General features: G+C 69.4%; 13 protein-coding genes. 9 read left to right on the top strand and 4 right to left on the bottom strand.

Annotated elements, in window-relative coordinates; all coding sequences use genetic code 11:
- The first annotated feature begins 68 nt into the window (after positions 1 to 68).
- The 5 genes from KF689_00725 to KF689_00705 all read left to right on the top strand — a co-directional run bounded on the left by KF689_00725 (position 69) and on the right by KF689_00705 (position 6,427).
- Positions 69 to 3,044, top strand: coding sequence for a hypothetical protein (locus KF689_00725; GenBank protein MBX3131892.1), 2,976 nt, complete (start codon positions 69 to 71; stop codon positions 3,042 to 3,044).
- Between the two features lie 165 nt (positions 3,045 to 3,209).
- Entirely contained in the window at positions 3,210 to 3,851 is a 642-nt protein-coding gene (locus KF689_00720) for a hypothetical protein (protein MBX3131891.1), read from the top strand.
- 94 nt (positions 3,852 to 3,945) lie between these two features.
- Positions 3,946 to 4,236 (top strand): transcriptional regulator, encoded by a 291-nt coding sequence (locus KF689_00715; protein MBX3131890.1) that lies wholly within the window; start codon positions 3,946 to 3,948, stop codon positions 4,234 to 4,236.
- Positions 4,237 to 4,301: 65 nt separating this feature from the next.
- Complete coding sequence (uppS, locus tag KF689_00710; protein ID MBX3131889.1) at positions 4,302 to 4,940, top strand: di-trans,poly-cis-decaprenylcistransferase; 639 nt, start codon at positions 4,302 to 4,304, stop codon at positions 4,938 to 4,940.
- Positions 4,937 to 6,427 carry a DUF4173 domain-containing protein gene (locus tag KF689_00705; protein ID MBX3131888.1) on the top strand — a complete coding sequence of 497 codons (1,491 nt, stop codon included), beginning with the start codon at positions 4,937 to 4,939 and terminating at the stop codon, positions 6,425 to 6,427. Before uppS ends, KF689_00705 begins: the two co-directional genes overlap by 4 nt.
- Here the strand turns inward: KF689_00705 and KF689_00700 are convergent.
- A complete protein-coding gene (locus KF689_00700; GenBank protein ID MBX3131887.1) occupies positions 6,367 to 7,044 on the bottom strand; it encodes a hypothetical protein in 678 nt (225 codons plus the stop codon). The genes KF689_00705 and KF689_00700 overlap by 61 nt on opposite strands.
- Before the next feature lie 166 nt (positions 7,045 to 7,210).
- On the opposite strand from KF689_00700, the gene KF689_00695 reads away from it, so the two are divergent.
- The gene (locus tag KF689_00695) at positions 7,211 to 8,236 is read left to right on the top strand and encodes a hypothetical protein (GenBank protein MBX3131886.1); all 1,026 of its coding nucleotides are present in this window, start codon (positions 7,211 to 7,213) and stop codon (positions 8,234 to 8,236) included.
- A gap of 26 nt (positions 8,237 to 8,262) precedes the next feature.
- Here the strand turns inward: KF689_00695 and KF689_00690 are convergent, their stop codons facing one another.
- Genes KF689_00690 through KF689_00680 form a run of 3 tightly spaced genes read right to left on the bottom strand, consistent with a single transcriptional unit; the run spans position 8,263 to position 11,122 of the window.
- Positions 8,263 to 9,411, bottom strand: coding sequence for an alpha/beta hydrolase (locus KF689_00690; GenBank protein MBX3131885.1), 1,149 nt, complete (start codon positions 9,409 to 9,411; stop codon positions 8,263 to 8,265).
- 47 nt (positions 9,412 to 9,458) lie between these two features.
- Entirely contained in the window at positions 9,459 to 10,700 is a 1,242-nt protein-coding gene (locus KF689_00685) for a hypothetical protein (protein MBX3131884.1), read from the bottom strand.
- Entirely contained in the window at positions 10,697 to 11,122 is a 426-nt protein-coding gene (locus KF689_00680) for a secondary thiamine-phosphate synthase enzyme YjbQ (GenBank protein ID MBX3131883.1), read from the bottom strand. The genes KF689_00685 and KF689_00680 overlap by 4 nt, the downstream gene beginning before the upstream one ends.
- 96 nt (positions 11,123 to 11,218) lie before the next feature.
- Between KF689_00680 and KF689_00675 the strand changes: the two genes are divergently transcribed.
- From KF689_00675 to KF689_00665, 3 genes are read left to right on the top strand one after another with little or no spacing between them, the layout of a single operon-like run.
- Entirely contained in the window at positions 11,219 to 11,680 is a 462-nt protein-coding gene (locus KF689_00675) for a (2Fe-2S)-binding protein (protein MBX3131882.1), read from the top strand.
- Positions 11,681 to 11,682: 2 nt separating this feature from the next.
- On the top strand, positions 11,683 to 13,917 hold the full coding sequence (locus KF689_00670) for a xanthine dehydrogenase family protein molybdopterin-binding subunit (protein MBX3131881.1): 2,235 nt from the start codon (positions 11,683 to 11,685) through the stop codon (positions 13,915 to 13,917).
- Positions 13,914 to 15,164: a GGDEF domain-containing protein gene (locus KF689_00665; GenBank protein MBX3131880.1), complete on the top strand. Its 1,251-nt coding sequence runs from the start codon at positions 13,914 to 13,916 to the stop codon at positions 15,162 to 15,164. The genes KF689_00670 and KF689_00665 overlap by 4 nt, the downstream gene beginning before the upstream one ends.
- Positions 15,165 to 15,181 lie beyond the last annotated feature (17 nt).

The raw sequence follows: 15,181 nt of genomic DNA, 5'->3' as shown, positions 1-15,181 counted from the left end.
TCTCAGGACGTACCGGACAATAATGCCCTCGCGTTGTCACTCCGCGTCAGGGGGCGTAGCTTGGCAGGATGCCTACACGCCGCCGCCGCGCCTCGCGCGCCATCGTTGCCAGCCTGCTTGCCCTCGCCTCATTCTCGCTCGCCGCCACAGCCCAGACCCCAGCGACATCGCTCACCAACGGCCTGCCCTTCCGCACGATCGGCCCCGCCGCGATGTCCGGACGCTTCGTGGACCTGGCCGTCGTCGAGGCCACGCCGCACGTCTTCTACGCGGCCAGTTCCACGGGCGGCCTGTGGAAGACCACCAACAACGGCACGACCTTCACGGCGCTCTTCAACAACGAGGGCACGCACTCCCTCGGCGCGGTCGCCGTGCATCAGCGCGACACCGCAATCGTCTGGCTCGGCACCGGCGAGCGGGCCAATCGCCAGAGTTCGTCTTGGGGCGATGGCGTCTACCTCTCGCGCGACGGCGGACGCAACTGGCGCAACGTCGGCCTCCGCAACTCGGCGCACATCGGCCGCATCGTCCTGCACCCGCAGCGTACGGACGTCGCCTACGTCGCGGCGATGGGGCAGCTCTGGGGCCCGAACGAGGAGCGTGGGCTCTACCGCACGCGTGACGGCGGTGCCACGTGGCAGCGCATCCTGCACGTAGACCAGCACACGGGCGTCGTGGACGTGGCAATGGACCCCAGCGATCCCAACATCCTGTACGCGGCCTCCTACCAGCGGCGCCGCACGTCCTTCGGCTTTGACGGCGGCGGCCCCGGCAGCGCGCTCTGGAAGTCCACCGACGGCGGCGAGACCTGGCGCAAGCTCAGCAACGGCCTGCCGAGCGGCGACTACGGCCGCATCGGCATCGCCATCTTCCGCGGCGACCCGCGCATCGTCTACGTGAGCATCGAGCAGGGCCTGCGCTACACGGCGTCCACGGCCTACGAGGAGCCGCAGGCCGGACTCTACCGCTCCGACGACCGCGGCGAGACCTGGACCCACCAGAGCACCTGGAACCCGCGGCCGATGTATGCGAGCCAGGTCATCGTCGATCCGGTCGACCCCTGCCGCATCTATATGATGAACTTCTTCTCCACATCCACGGACTGCGGGAAAACCTCGCGCTCGCTCCGGCAGTCGCTGCACGGCGACGACCGTGCGATGTGGATCAATCCGGCCAACCCGATGCACCTCATCAAGGCCGACGACGGCGGCATCGGCATCAGCTACGACCGCGCCGAGTCCTGGCTGTTCATCGCCGACCTGCCGGTGAGCCAGTTCTACCGCGTGAGCTTTGATATGCAGAAACCGTACAACGTGTACGGCGGCTTGCAGGACAACGGCTCGTGGGCCGGCCCATCGGCCACTTACCGCAGCGAAGGCATCACCAACGCCGACTGGATCAAGTGGGGCGGCGGCGACGGATTCTTCAACGTCGTGGACACGAGCGACAATCGCACGCTGTACACGGCTTCGCAGTTCCTCGGACTCTCGCGCGTGAACCTCGCCACCGGCGAGGAGCGCGGCCTGCGTCCGGGCGATCCCACCGGCGCCATCTCGGCGCGCCGCAACTGGACCACCTGGGGAGACCGCAACGCGCGACCGCAGCGCCTTGGCAACGCGATGGCGCCGGCCAACTGGGATGCGCCGATCCTGCTCTCCTCGCACGACACGCGCACGCTGTACGCAGGCACCAACATCCTCTGGAAGAGCAGCGATCGCGGCGACACCTGGATCGCGCTCGGCGACCGCACCAAGGGCATCGACCGCCGCACGCTGCCGATTATGGGCCGGATGCCCACCGCCGAGACGCGCTCGCTCGACGACGGCGTGCCGTACTGGCCGTCGGTGAGCGCCATCGCCGAGTCGCCGCGGAGGCGCGGCGTGCTGTGGGTCGGCACTGACGACGGCAACGTGCAGCGCAGCGGCGACGACGGCCGCAGCTGGACCGAGATGGCCGGCCGGATGCCCGGACTGCCGCGCGGCTCGGTCATCAACGGCATCGAGGTCTCGCGACACGTTGATGCGCGCGTGTACGTGGTCGCCAACGACTATCGCAATGGCGACTTCGGCAACTATGTGTACCGCAGCGATGATGACGGCGGCACCTGGACGCGCATCGACGGCGGCCTGCCCGCCGCCCGAGTGGTGCGCACGCTGCGTGAAGATCTCGTGAACCCCGATGTCCTCTTCCTCGGTACCGAGCTTGGGTTGTTCTGGAGCAACGACCGCGGCGCTACCTGGGCCGAGCTGCGCGGCGGGATGCCGCTGATGGCGCACAATGACCTGTTCATCCATCCGCGGGAGCACGACCTCGTACTCGGCACGCATTCGCGTGGCATCTGGATCCTCGACCACGTCTCGGCGCTGCGTGAGCTGACGCCGGCGGTGGCGCAGCGTCCGCTGCACGTGTTCAGCACGCGGCCGGCCGAGCAGATCCGCTATCGCGGGGCGCTCGGGCACGTGGGTGACGTGTTCTATACCGGCGACAATCCGCCGGCAGGCGGCATCATCGACATTTGGCTGCGCGCGGCTGATTCAATGACTGTCAGCTTCCACGATGCCAGCGGAGCCGAAGTCGCGCGGCAGCGACGTGCCGGCGTCGCGGGCGTCAATCGCGTGGTCTGGGACCTGCGCTACGCAGGCGGCGGGCCGCTGGTGCACCTCGGCACGTATGAAGTGCGCGTCGCTGCGGGTGGTGCGACGGCAACCGGGCGCCTCGAGGTCCGCGAGGATCCGCGCATCACCGTGGCCGCGGACGTGCGGCGTGCGTGGACCGAGAGCTTGCGTTCGCTGGCGACGTTGCGTGACCAGGCGCGGGCGCTCAACCAGCGGGCGCAGCGTGAGTTGCAGGCGCTGCCGGCCAATGCGCCACGGGCTCGCCGTGCGGCAGCCGAGGAACTGGTGCGTGAGAGCACCGAGTTGGCGTCGCGAGTCCAGCGTCTGTACGGAGACGCGGGCCGCGAGGTAGGGCCGCTCACCGCCATCCAGCGGGAGCAGGAGGCGTACTACCGTCGGATGCTGGGCGAGCTGGGCGGCGGGCGCTAGCGGCCGGCACTGCCGGGAGGCATTCGGGGCGACCTGCGCGACACGCACGGGTCGCCCCTTCGCACGACCGGCAGGCGCCCCTTGCAGGCCGCGCGCCGCCCCAGTACTTTATGATACAAAGTGCTTGGCCGTACGCCCTGCCCTCTTGGATCCAGTCGCCAACCAATGCCGCAACCGTCGCCAGACCGTCCGCCCGCCACCCCGCTGCACGACCGCGCCCTCCAGGACCTGTCCTTCATCCGCCGCACGATGGAGGGCGCCGCGTCCTTCACCGACGTGCCGGGCTGGGGCCTCGTGGTCGCCGGCCTCGTCGCCCTCGGCGCAGCCTTCATCGCCGACCGCCAGCCCACGCCTGAGCGCTGGCTCCTCGTCTGGCTGAGTGCCGCCATCGTCGCGGCGTCACTCGGGAGCCTCGCGATGCTGCAGAAGATGCGTCGGCGCGTGCAGGGCAGCTCGGCACAGGTGCTCAGCACGCCGGCGCGGAAGTTCTTGCTCAGCTTCTGGCCCGCGGTGTTCGCCGGTGCGGTGCTCACGCTGGCCCTGGTCGATCCGTTCACCACGAGCATCGAGCCCCACGTCACGGCGCGGTTGCTGCCCGGCCTGTGGTTGCTGCTCTACGGCGTCGGCGTCACCACCGCCGGCGCCTTCTCGGTCCGCGCCGTGCCGCTGATGGGCATCGGTTTCATCACCCTGGGCGTGCTCGCCTTGTTCGTTCCCGCACTCGACGGAGATCTCGCGATGGCGCTCGGTTTCGGAGTCCTGCAGATGGCATTCGGCTTTACGATCGCGCGGAGGCACGGTGGCTAAGCGCGATGGTTCCGCGGCACGCGCGCGCCGCACCACCCCCGCGCGCGAGGAGAAGACGACGTTGACGTCCGTTGATGGAGACCCGACCACCCCGATGGCGCTGGACAAGCTCATCCACGAGCGCGTGCGCCTGGCGTTGGTGAGTGCGCTGGCCGTGCACGACTCGCTGACCTTCAGCGAGCTCAAAGCCTTGCTCGAGACCACCGACGGCAACGTCTCCGTGCACGCGCGCAAGCTCGAGGACGCGGGCTACATCGCCTGCAAGAAGGGCTTCGACGGCCGCATCCCGCGCACGGAGTACCGCCTGACGGCCGCCGGCCGGCGTGCGCTCGAACGCTACCTCGGTCATATGGAAGCGCTGATCCGGCGCGTGGGGGGCGAGTGAACCTGCTCGACTCGCAGTGGGCGCCCCCGCCGCGCGGGGGCGTGCCCGGCCACGTCGCCATCATTATGGACGGCAACGGTCGCTGGGCCGCGCGGCGCGGACGCCCGCGCTGGATGGGGCACGTACGCGGCGCCCACACGGTGCGCGAGGTCGTCGCGCACTGCGCACGCCTCGGCGTCGCCCAACTCACGCTCTACGCCTTTTCCAGCGACAACTTCAAGCGGCCGCGCGAGGAAGTCGGCTTCCTCTTCGACCTCTTCGCCTCGCACATCGACCGCCAGTTGGCCTCGCTGGTCGAGCACGGTATCAAGCTCTCGATCATCGGCCGACGCGACCGCCTGCCGCGTGCGTTGCGCGAGGCCATCGCCGATGCCGAACGCCGCACCGCGTCCGGACGCCGGATGCACCTGCGCGTCGCCGTCGACTACTCCAGCCGCATCGCGATGATGGGTGCACTCGCCCTCGGCACCGAACGTGGCGCGCCTGAGGCGGCGACGATCCTCCCTCCCGTTGACCTGCTCATCCGCACCGGCGGCGAACGTCGCCTCTCGGACTTCCTCCTCTGGGAGTGCGCGTACGCCGAGCTGCGGTTCGTCGACGACCTGTTCCCTGACTTCACCGCCCAACACCTCGACGACGCCTTTGCCGATTTCGCATCCCGCGAACGGCGCTTTGGCGACGTCCCTGCCCCGGAAACAGTATGACCCCCCGTCTCGCCCGCCCGCTGCTCCTTGCCGCCCTCGCACTCGGTGCGCTCGCCGACTGGTTGCTGCGTGCCGACTCCTGGCGCGCCGGCTTCGTCGCCTGGGCCCTGCTCGTACTTGGTGTCGCATTCGTCGCTTCCGAGCGCAGCACGGGCGACGCCGCCGGTGGCGCGCGTGACCGCCGCCTGCTCTTCGGCGCGGCGGCGGCACTCGTGCTGCTACTCGTGCTCCGCGATGCCTCCACGCTGTACGCGCTGGACTTCTTCGCCTTCATCGTGGTGTGCTTCCTCATCGCCTGGCGCGCCGGTGGCCGAGCCCTCACGCAACTGGAGCCGCGCGACGCGCTCATCGGTGCCGCCAGCGCCGCCGCGGCAAGCATTGCCGGCGCACCGACGCTCGCGCTGCACGACGCCGAGCCGGCCGCCATCACCGACGACGTACGCCGTAAGTACCGCAACTTCGCCATCGGCGCCCTCGCCGCGGCGCCGGTGCTGCTCGTCGTCGCCCTGCTGCTCGGCACCGCCGATCCGCTCTTCGCCGGATTCCTCGAGGAGGCCGGCAATCTGCTCGATACGAAACTCGCCGAACACCTCGGATTCGTGGCCGTCGCTTCCTGGGCCACCGCCGGTGCGCTTCGCGGATCTCTCGTGCGCGTCGGCATTCGCGGCGATGCGTTCCGCGCCGCGCCGCAGCTATCGTTCGGCATCGTGGCACCGTTGCTCGGTGGACTCGCGCTGCTGCTGAGCATCTGGATCGGCTTGCAGGTGCGCACGCTCTTTGGCGGCGCTGAGTACGTCGCGGTCACCGCCGGCGTGACGGTGGCCGAGTACGCACGGCAAGGCTTCTTTGAACTGATTGTCATCGCCGGCATCGTGCTCGCGGCGCTGCTCGTCACGGACGACGTGCTCGACCGCGAGCACGAAGGGGAGCGCGCGAAGTTCCGCGCACTGGGCACGCTGCTGGTGCTGCTCGTCGCCGCAGTGCTCACGTCGGCGGTGCTGCGGCTCGGGCTGTACCTCAAGCACTTCGGCCTCACCGACGACCGCGTGCTGGCGCTGGCCGTGCTCGTCTGGGTGGCGCTGGTGCTCGGATGGTTCGCGCTGACGGTACTGCGCGGAGCCCGTGCGCGCTTCGCCCCTGGCGTGCTCGTGCTCTCGGCGGCGTGGCTGGGCGGCCTCAACCTGGCCAACCCTGAGCGTGTGGTGGTGCAGACCAACCTGGCGCGCGCGGAGCGCGGACTTCCGTTTGACGTGGCCTACCACGCGACGCTCTCGGCGGACGCTGTGCCGGCGTTGCAGCGCGGGGCCGAGCGTCTTGACGCCGTGCAGGCCGAGGCGCTGCGTGTGGCCTTGGCCGAGGAGTGGGCGAAGCGAGCGGAGCGTCGCGCAGACTGGCGGCGCTGGAGCCTACCGTTCGTGCTCGTCAGTCAGCGCTTCGAGGGAGGTGACGCCGGGGCGGCATCTGAGGCGGTGAAGCCACCCGCGTAATTGAAGACGCACATCGTGCGGTAGCGCGCGTGCGGGCCGCAGGTGGCGCCCATCACGCGCAGCCGCGGCTCGAAGACGTTCGTCCGGTGCCCGCGGTTGGGAACGCCATCGTCGACGATCAGCGAGATCACCGACTCGCGCGCCGACGTCGAGCCGTAGTCGATGTTCTCCGCGGCGGTCACCTGCCAGCGCCCGTAGCGGCCGATGCGCTGGCTCATCGAGGAGCCGTCTTGGCCAGTGTGACCAGTGGAGCCTGAGGGCCCTTGGTCCCGGACGTGGTCGCGCGCCGCGGCCCAGAGTCCGTCCGACCACTCCAGCGGCGCGAGCGGCGCCTGCGCGCGCAGGAAGCGAATCGCCTCGCGCACGGCGGCCGGCCCTTCGTTCGTGCGCAGGCCGACCGACGACCCGGGACGGCGGAGCACGTTGCCATCAAACAAGGGCAGCATCTCCTCAAGATGGCGCGCGTAACCTGCCGGATCGGTGCGGGCCGCGTTGGTCTCGGCGAGAAGCTCGCGGTCGCGTGTCGTCGCAGCGGCTGCGGGCTGCGCCGCCGCGTCCGCGGCCACGAGCAGCAGGAGTGTTGCCAAGAACAAACGGGTACCGGGGCGCGCGTGCATCGGAGGAATATGCCCCACCCGAAGGAATTCCGGCATCTACGGTCCCGCGCAGGGGAACACCTGACGACCGTCACAGAACTGATACACGCGATCACGCCGCAGCCGCGCCGAGCGGTGCGAGCTTCTGTGGGAACGATTCTCCCACTGGAAACCGGCCGGCCGTCGCGTGTCGCTCGACCATCTCCTGATGCTCCTTGGCTTCTCGATCGCGGCGTACTCGATCGTCGCCAACGATGCTATCCAGACTCTCGGCACCTTCCTCTCGTCGAACGCGAGGCGTCCGTGGTGGCTGTTGTGGCTGTATGCCGTCGGGATTCTCTACGCGGTGCTGCTCTACGGCTGGGTGACCACCGGCGGCGATGCCTCATACGGCCGTCTTGCGCGCATTCCGCTACCGCAGCCCTTCAGCTGGGTCTACGTGGTGCCGCCGCTCGTGCTGCTCGCACTGACCCGCCGCGGCATCCCGGTGAGTACGACCTTCCTGATTCTCACGATCTTCGCGCCTGAGAACCTCGGCAGTATGCTCGTGAAGTCGTTCGCCGGATACCTCGTGGCGTTCGTGTTCGCGATTCTGCTGTATCTCGTCGTGGCCCGGACCGTCGAGCAGCGCTTTATGGACACCGTGCACGAGGTGCCGCCCCGGCACTGGGTGGCGCTGCAGTGGATCTCGACCGGCTTCCTGTGGACGCAATGGCTGGTCCAGGACCTCGCCAACATCTTCGTCTACGTCCCCCGCCGGCTCGACGTCAGCTGGCTAGTCTTTGCGCTGGTGGTGATGGCCGCGCTGCACGCCTACACATTCTGGGCGCGCGGCGGCGAGATCCAGAAGGTCGTCACCAGCAAGACCAACACCACCGACATCCGCTCGGCCACCATCATCGACTTCTGCTTTGGGCTCGTGCTGTTGGTGTTCAAGGAGTGGAGCAAGATCCCGATGAGCACGACCTGGGTGTTCCTCGGGTTGCTGGCCGGTCGGGAGATCGCGATGAGCATCCAGCTGCAGGCGCGGCCGATGGGCGAGACGCTCGCCGTCGTGCGGCGCGACGGCGCGAAGGTGATGGCGGGCCTCGCCGTCAGCGTGGTGCTGGCACTCGGTCTGCCCATCGTGGCGCAGTGGATGGCCACCGCGGCGCCGACGGCGGTGCAGGCGCAGGTCCCCGTCAGACCGCCAAGCGCCCCCAACGGGCCATAAGCGCCACGAAGGCGCGTCGCGCCAGGTCAGTTCGTCGCGATGAACCCGGCGCAGGCCGCTGCCCGCTGGGGCGCAGGCACATCGGCCGAAGTCAGGCGCCAGGCTCCGCTGGCGAGGCGCTCGGCGGTGCCGAGCGCCTCGCGGCAGGACGCATCACGCTGCGCGCCCACCAAATGCACAAGGTCGAACAACGCGGCGCTCTTCCGACGCAGCGCGTGCCGCGTCCCAAAGGCGTTCACGATCCACGAGTTCGCGTACTGGCCCTCGGTGATGTCCACCGATTCCAGCCCATTGAACACCACCGGTCCATCCGCGACCTCGCGCACCCGGCCCGCCCGCATCGACGCATTGATCCGCTCCGAGAAGAACAGCACCCGGTCGTCTGCTGACGCGTAGAGCAGCAGCCGCTGCGTCAGCGGGCGCGCGGCCGGTACAATGGTATCCCCGAAGCGGCGCACCTCGACGTCCGGTGAGACAAACGCCAGCGCGCGCAACGGGTCAGCGACGAGACGCAACCGCAGCCCAGCATCCTCACGCAGGGTTTCGCCAACCAGCTGCCCGCCTAGCGAGTGCGCCACCGGCAACAGCCGCGCACCGCCGATGGCCTCGTGCACAGTGGTCAGCGCCGCGGTGTACATCCCACGGCTCGCCACCGCAGCCGCCGAGTCAAGGCGGTAAGCCGCGGTGAAGATCTCGCCGTCCCGCGGCCACGCCACCCCCGAGCCGATGGATGGCCAGGCGAAGACGATCCACGGCTGCTCCCCGCGCGAGCGCAGGCGCGCCAGCGCGCTATGCTCCCACAGGTTGTGCAGGGACGTGCCGTAGCCGTGCGTGTAGAGCACGGCGAACTCCTGCGGCGGCGCGTCGTGGGGCACGCGGGCCTGCAGCGCGGCGATGAAGGACTCGCGCGTGAGCAACACGGAGTCGAGGATCGCGATGCGCGCGCCGTCGCTCGTGGGATCGTCCATCCGCGGCCGACGCGTCAGCACCAGCCCGTACTCCAGCGTCGCCGCGACCTTCGGCAGTCCGTCCTCGGCGGCGCGATCGCGCGCCGAGATGTAGTACAGTGTGTCGACGGCGGTCGGCGCGGGCGAGCTCGTCACCGGCGCAGCACAGGCGCTCGCCACAGTGAGAGCGGCGAGAGCGAGGGCGAGGTGGCGAGCGCGAAAGGGCATTCTTTGAATATTGCATACTCCGGGTCGGGCGGTGTCGGGCAATTGCCTTACACGCGCCCCGCCTTAGCCCGTCGCGCAGCCCACGTCGCCCGGATGGCCGCCGCCCCGGCCCGCGGCCCATCCGGATGCGCGAACACCCCACGCCCGGGCACGAACCCAAAATCCACCGTGCCGAGTTTCTCATACAGCGGCAGCAGGGTCGCCGCCGAGTCGCTGCCGCCCGGTACCGGCAGCGCCGGACGGATTGCGCCCATCGGTTCCAGGCAAGCACGGACGTTCTCCAGGACCTCCTGCTCGGACGTCATCATCCGCGCGCCGAGTCCGGGCATAATCACTACGTCGCAGCCGGCGAGGCGCTGCAGCCGCGTGAAGACGCGCGAATGCACGCCGTAGCCCGGCACGCGACTGAATGCTGCGATGAACGGGAAGTGCCCGACGATCGGCACCTGCGCGTGCGCGCGCAGCATCCGGATGGCGCTGAGGCCCAACGGCAGCGCGTTCACCAGCACCGCATTGGCGCCCTGCGCCACGGCGACGTCGTGCTGTGCGCAGAGGCGGTCGACTTCGTCCGTGATGTTGGCGAGGTACATCTTGGGCGTCGCCGTGTCGCGCTCGACGCGCCGACGTGCGGCACCCACGAGTCGCGCACGCTCCGCCAGCGGCGACCACGTGGTGTCGGTCAGCATCTCGTCATCCTTCACCACGTCGAGCCCGCCTCGCAGCGCCTCTTCGGCCAGCGCGGCGAAGTCCGCGGGCGCGAGCCCGATGTTCGGCTTCACGACCCCGAAGAAGATCGGACGACCGTGGGCATCGAGCAGCTCGCGCAATCCTGCAACGCCGAACTGTGGCCCGGCGAAGGCCGCGAGGAACGACGCCGGGAAGCGAATGTCTTCCAGCCGGATGATGGGCACGTCCGGGACGAAGAACACGCCCTCGCCCATCACCGCCGAGATGAGGTTCGGCAGCCGCGGACCGAAATTCGCAACGGGATGCGCAACGGTGACGCGGCACTCGTGCGCCTCGCCGCCGGATGCACCGGGCACCGGCAGGCTGAATCCGCCGGCGCGCTTCGTCACCTCGAACGCGATCACCTTGGCGCCGAACTGCGGCCGGAAGTCCTCGACCACGCCGGCACGCGCCCACTGCGCAGTGGACTGCTCGCTGCACAGGTGCGCCGCGGCCGCCCGCGGATCGCCGGCGCACTCGAAGCGGTAGTCCAGCTCGATGCAGGCCTCGGCGTCCAGCGAGCGCCGGTCGGCAAAGAACGCCTCGATGTCGGCGCGGTTCATTCGCCGAGCAACTGCAGATGCACCTCGCGCAGCTCTCGCGGCCCGTCGAGTTCGACGAAGAACAGCGCTTGCCAGTCGCCGAGCTGCACTTGTCCATCGCTCAGCACGAGGTGCTCGCTCGTCGGCAGGTACAGCGCGGCCAGGTGCGCGTGCGCGTTGTTGCGTCCGTCCACCGTATGCTGGTTGTGCTCGTACGCCGCATCGGCGGGGGCGAACTGCTGCAGGTGTCGCAGCATATCGCGCTGCAAGGCGGGATCCCGCTCGTTGATGACGATGCGCGCCGTCGTGTGTGGCGAGCTCACCGTCAGCAGGCCGTCCCGCAGGCCCTGCGACTCGGCCCAGGCACGGACCTCCGCCGTGAGATCCACGAACTCGATCGCGGCGCTGGTCCGCAGGCGCAGGGAATGACGTCGCACGGGCATCGGCGAAATATGCGGGATTCCCTGCAAAGCGAGGGGTGGGGTTGCCCCTGCGCAGGGGCTCGCCGAGCTTCAGGGGACCCCAGTCCTTCTAATAGAATGCGCCTGACCGTCAACGGAACGCCCCGCGAGCTGGACGTCGAGCCGACGATGCCCCTGCTCTGGGCTCTGCGCGACGAGCTGGGCGTCACCGGCCCCAAGTACGGATGCGGCATCGGGGTGTGCGGCGCCTGCACCGTGCACGTGGATGGCAAGCCGGTGCGCAGTTGCTCGACCCCGGTCGGCAGCGTCACCAAGCCCGTCACCACCATCGAAGGCCTCGGCACGCCAGACAACCTGCACGTGGTGCAGCAGGCGTGGATCGAGCTGCAGGTGGCGCAGTGCGGATACTGCCAATCCGGGCAGATGATGGCGGCCGCCGCGCTTATTGCGCAGCACCGCGAACCAACCGACGCGCAGATCGACGCCGCGATGGACGCGCATCTCTGCCGCTGCGGGACCTATCCTCGCATTCGGGCCGCTGTGCGTCGCGCCGCCGAACTCCAGCGCGGAGCGCGCTGACGATGGGCCGTGCCAAGACCATCGCCAGGCGCACGTTCCTGCTCGGCTCCGCGGCCGTGGCCGGCGGACTCGTTGTCGGCTGGGTGGCCGTGAAGTGGCCGCTCAAGAATCCCCTGCTCGGCCTGCTCGACGATGACGACGCCACGCTCAATCCCTACGTGCGCATCGACCCGAACGGCATCACCATCATCACGCCACGCACCGAGGTGGGCCAGGGCTCGCAGTCGGTGCTGGCGGCGCTGGTGGCTGAGGAGCTGGAACTCGACTGGGGAAGCTTCGCCATCGACCACGGTCCGCCAAGTCCAGCGTACTTCAACAGCATCGTGCTCTCGGAACTGCTCCCGTTCACGGCCACTGACGACGGGATGCTGGCGCGGCAGGGGCGCGCGCTGCTCGGCGCGTACTCCAAGGTCACCGGCGTCCAAGGCACCGGAGGATCGACGACCGTGCCCGATGGCTACGGCAAGATGCGGATGGCGGGCGCAGCGGCGCGCGAGATGCTGCTCGAGGCCGCGGCGCGCCAGCGCGGCATCCCGCGCGCCGAGTTGCGCGCGGAGTCCGGGGCCGTGGTCACGCCGCAGGGCGAGCGTATCCCGTACACCGCGCTTGCCGGGGCGGCGGCCGAGCTCAGGCCACCCCGCGACGTCGCGCTGAAGGATCCGTCCGCGTGGCGCTTGCTCGGCAAGCCGATGCGCCGCGCCGACGTCGTCGCCAAGTCCACCGGCACGGCGACGTACGGCATCGACCTGCGGATGCCCGGAATGGTGTACGCGACGGTCCGCAGCAACCCGCGTATCGGGGGTGGCGTCACGTCCGTGGATGACGCCGAGGCTAAGGCGGCGCGCGGTGTCCTCAAGGTCGTGCCGATCGATGGTGGCGTGGGCGTGATTGCCGACAACACTTGGCGTGCGTTCCGGGCGGCGGCGCTGCTGAATATCCAGTGGGGCGCGGCGCCGTACCCTGCCACGACCGAGGCGCTCGCGACGGCCGTCGCGCGGGCGCTCGAGGGGCGAAGAGATTCCAGGCTCGCCGACACCGGAAACGTCGACGCCGCGCTCGCTGCGGGCGCGACCGTGGAGGCTGAGTACCGGGTAGCGTATCTCGCGCACGCCCCGCTCGAACCGATGAGTGCCGTCGCGCGCTTCGCCGACGGCAAGCTGGAGCTCTGGGCCGCAACCCAGACCCCTCGACACACACAGCGACTCGTCGGCAAGGCCATCGGCATCAGCCGGGACGACGTCACCCTGCACGTCCCGCTGGCCGGGGGCAGCTTCGGGCGTCGCCTCGAAGACGACTATGCGCGGCAGGCGGCGCAGGTCGCTGCAGCACATCCCGGCGTGCCGGTGAAGATGACCTGGACGCGTGAAGAGGACTTCACGCACGACTTCCCGCGCCCGTTGGCCGTGGCGCGCGGGCGCGGGCTGGCACGCGATGGGCGCGTCGAGGCCCTCGACCTCTCGGTCGCGTCGAGCTCCGTCGCCGCCTCGCAGGCCGCGCGCATCGAGTTCCCCTTCGCCGGCCCCGATGTCACGCTCGTCGCCGGCGCCTGGGACCAACCCTACGCCCTGCCACATCGCCGCATCACCGGATACCGCGCCGCGGAAATGGTCCCCGTGTCATCGTGGCGTTCCGTGGGCGCGGGCATCAACGCGTTCTTCCACGAATCGTTGCTGGACGAACTCATCCACGCCGCAGGCGCGGATCCCCTGGCCGAGCGCATCCGCCTGTGCTCGGATGAGGCGTCTAGGCGCGTACTCGAGACCGCGGGTGAGATGTCCGGCTGGGGCACGCCGCTCGGCGAGGGGCGCGGGCGCGGCGTGGCGTTCACCCTCTCCTTCGGCGTCCCAGTCGCGGAAGTGGTCGAGGTGAGCCAAACTTCAGCCGGCATCTGCGTGGACCGCGTGTTCGTCGTCGTCGAGGTGGGCAAGGTGCTCGACCCCGTCAACTTCGAGAATCAAGTGCAGGGCGGCGTGCTCTGGGGCCTCGGTCACGCAATGTTTTCCGAGCTGACCTACGTGGACGGCGTGCCGGAGCAGACCAACTTCCATCTCTACCAATCGATGCGGTTCACGCAGGCGCCCCAGATCGTCGTGCAAGCCTTGGAAACCGGTGCGGTACGCGGCATCGGCGAGCCGCCGGTGCCCCCGGCCGCGCCGGCCTTGGCCAACGCCATCTTTGCGGCCACTGGCCAACGCATCCGCGAACTGCCGATGCGCCGGCACGTGAGGTTCGCGTGACCGCGCCGGCGACGCGTGCGCCTCGGCGCTGGTCCGCCGGCTTCACCCGGGCGGCACCGCGCACGCCCGTCTGGTCGGCGCCGGACCCGGCACTGGCCGCAGCCGGTATCGAGGGCGAACACGTCGTCGCCACGGTGCGCCTCGTCGCAATGGCGCTGCTGATGATCTCACCGACCATCAGCATCGTCGCCACTCGCGGGCAGGACCCGATGCACATCGCCGGATTCACCATCACGACCTTGGCTGCCCTTGCCTCTGTGGCCATCTGGTGGCGGCTGCGCAACGGCGACTGGCATCCGTGGATCGGCTTCGCGTCGAGCACCTTCGACATTTCGATGGTCACCCTCGCCCTCGCGAGCTTCTACGTCGTCGCCACGCCGCTGAGCGCCATCAACTCGACGGTCACGTTCGAGATGTACTTCTTGGCGCTGGTGGCGACGTCGCTGCGCTACGACGCCCGCATCTGCATCGTCGTCGGCGTGCTGGCCGTGCTGCAGTACGGGTCCCTGTGGGCAGTGGCGGCGCTCAACCACGATCTCACCGCGGTCGAGTACGTGATGCGTGCCGGGCCGTACATTCCGGTGGATCTCTTCACTCGGCTAATCCTGCTCGGCATCGCCACGCTGCTCTCGGTGAGCATCGTGCGTCGGGCCCAGCGCCTGCTCTATCTCGCGTCGCGCGACCGGCTCACCGGTCTCTACAACCGCGGCCACTTCGACCGCGCGCTGGTCTCGGCGATGGACCAGGCCACCCGCGACAAGACGCCGCTCACGCTGGCGCTGCTGGACGTCGACCACTTCAAGCAGATCAACGACCAGCACGGTCACGTCATCGGCGACCGCGTGCTCGAGCAAGTCGCCGACCTGATGGCGCGCTCGATGCGCAAGACCGACGTCGTCGCGCGCTACGGCGGCGAGGAGTTCGTCATCATCCTGCCCAACACCACGCGCGATGCCGCGTACCACCGCATCGAGGCGCTACGCCGCGAAATCAGCGACTTCCCGCTACAGGTCGGCGCGCACGAGGTGCTGCGCATCAACTTCAGCGCCGGGGTCGCGGGCACGATCGCCGACCCGGAAATCACCGACCCCAAGGTGCTCGTGGACGTGGCCGACCGCCGCCTCTTTGCCGCCAAGCGCGCCGGTCGCGGGCGCGTCTTCGCCAGCGAAGAGGACGTCAGCGCCGCGCTGGAATCAGGATTAGCGAGTCCTGAGGCGATACAAGCCACTCGGCGCCTGTCGCGATGATTGCCGCGCGCTGCGCT

It is taken from the genome of Gemmatimonadaceae bacterium (assembly GCA_019637355.1).
GTDB lineage: Bacteria > Gemmatimonadota > Gemmatimonadetes > Gemmatimonadales > Gemmatimonadaceae > Pseudogemmatithrix.
This window is presented reverse-complemented; position numbering and strand designations above follow the sequence as displayed.

What these genes read in the sequence shown, in the direction of transcription:
- uppS (MBX3131889.1), top strand. Translation starts at nt 4,302, where the DNA reads ATGGACGGCAACGGTCGCTGGGCCGCGCGGCGCGGACGCCCGCGCTGG.
- KF689_00725 (MBX3131892.1), top strand. Translation starts at nt 69, where the DNA reads ATGCCTACACGCCGCCGCCGCGCCTCGCGCGCCATCGTTGCCAGCCTG.
- KF689_00675 (MBX3131882.1), top strand. Translation starts at nt 11,219, where the DNA reads ATGCGCCTGACCGTCAACGGAACGCCCCGCGAGCTGGACGTCGAGCCG.
- KF689_00720 (MBX3131891.1), top strand. Translation starts at nt 3,210, where the DNA reads ATGCCGCAACCGTCGCCAGACCGTCCGCCCGCCACCCCGCTGCACGAC.
- KF689_00685 (MBX3131884.1), bottom strand. Translation starts at nt 10,700, where the DNA reads ATGAACCGCGCCGACATCGAGGCGTTCTTTGCCGACCGGCGCTCGCTG.
- KF689_00670 (MBX3131881.1), top strand. Translation starts at nt 11,683, where the DNA reads ATGGGCCGTGCCAAGACCATCGCCAGGCGCACGTTCCTGCTCGGCTCC.
- KF689_00680 (MBX3131883.1), bottom strand. Translation starts at nt 11,122, where the DNA reads ATGCCCGTGCGACGTCATTCCCTGCGCCTGCGGACCAGCGCCGCGATC.
- KF689_00700 (MBX3131887.1), bottom strand. Translation starts at nt 7,044, where the DNA reads ATGCACGCGCGCCCCGGTACCCGTTTGTTCTTGGCAACACTCCTGCTG.
- KF689_00690 (MBX3131885.1), bottom strand. Translation starts at nt 9,411, where the DNA reads ATGCCCTTTCGCGCTCGCCACCTCGCCCTCGCTCTCGCCGCTCTCACT.
- KF689_00705 (MBX3131888.1), top strand. Translation starts at nt 4,937, where the DNA reads ATGACCCCCCGTCTCGCCCGCCCGCTGCTCCTTGCCGCCCTCGCACTC.
- KF689_00715 (MBX3131890.1), top strand. Translation starts at nt 3,946, where the DNA reads ATGGCGCTGGACAAGCTCATCCACGAGCGCGTGCGCCTGGCGTTGGTG.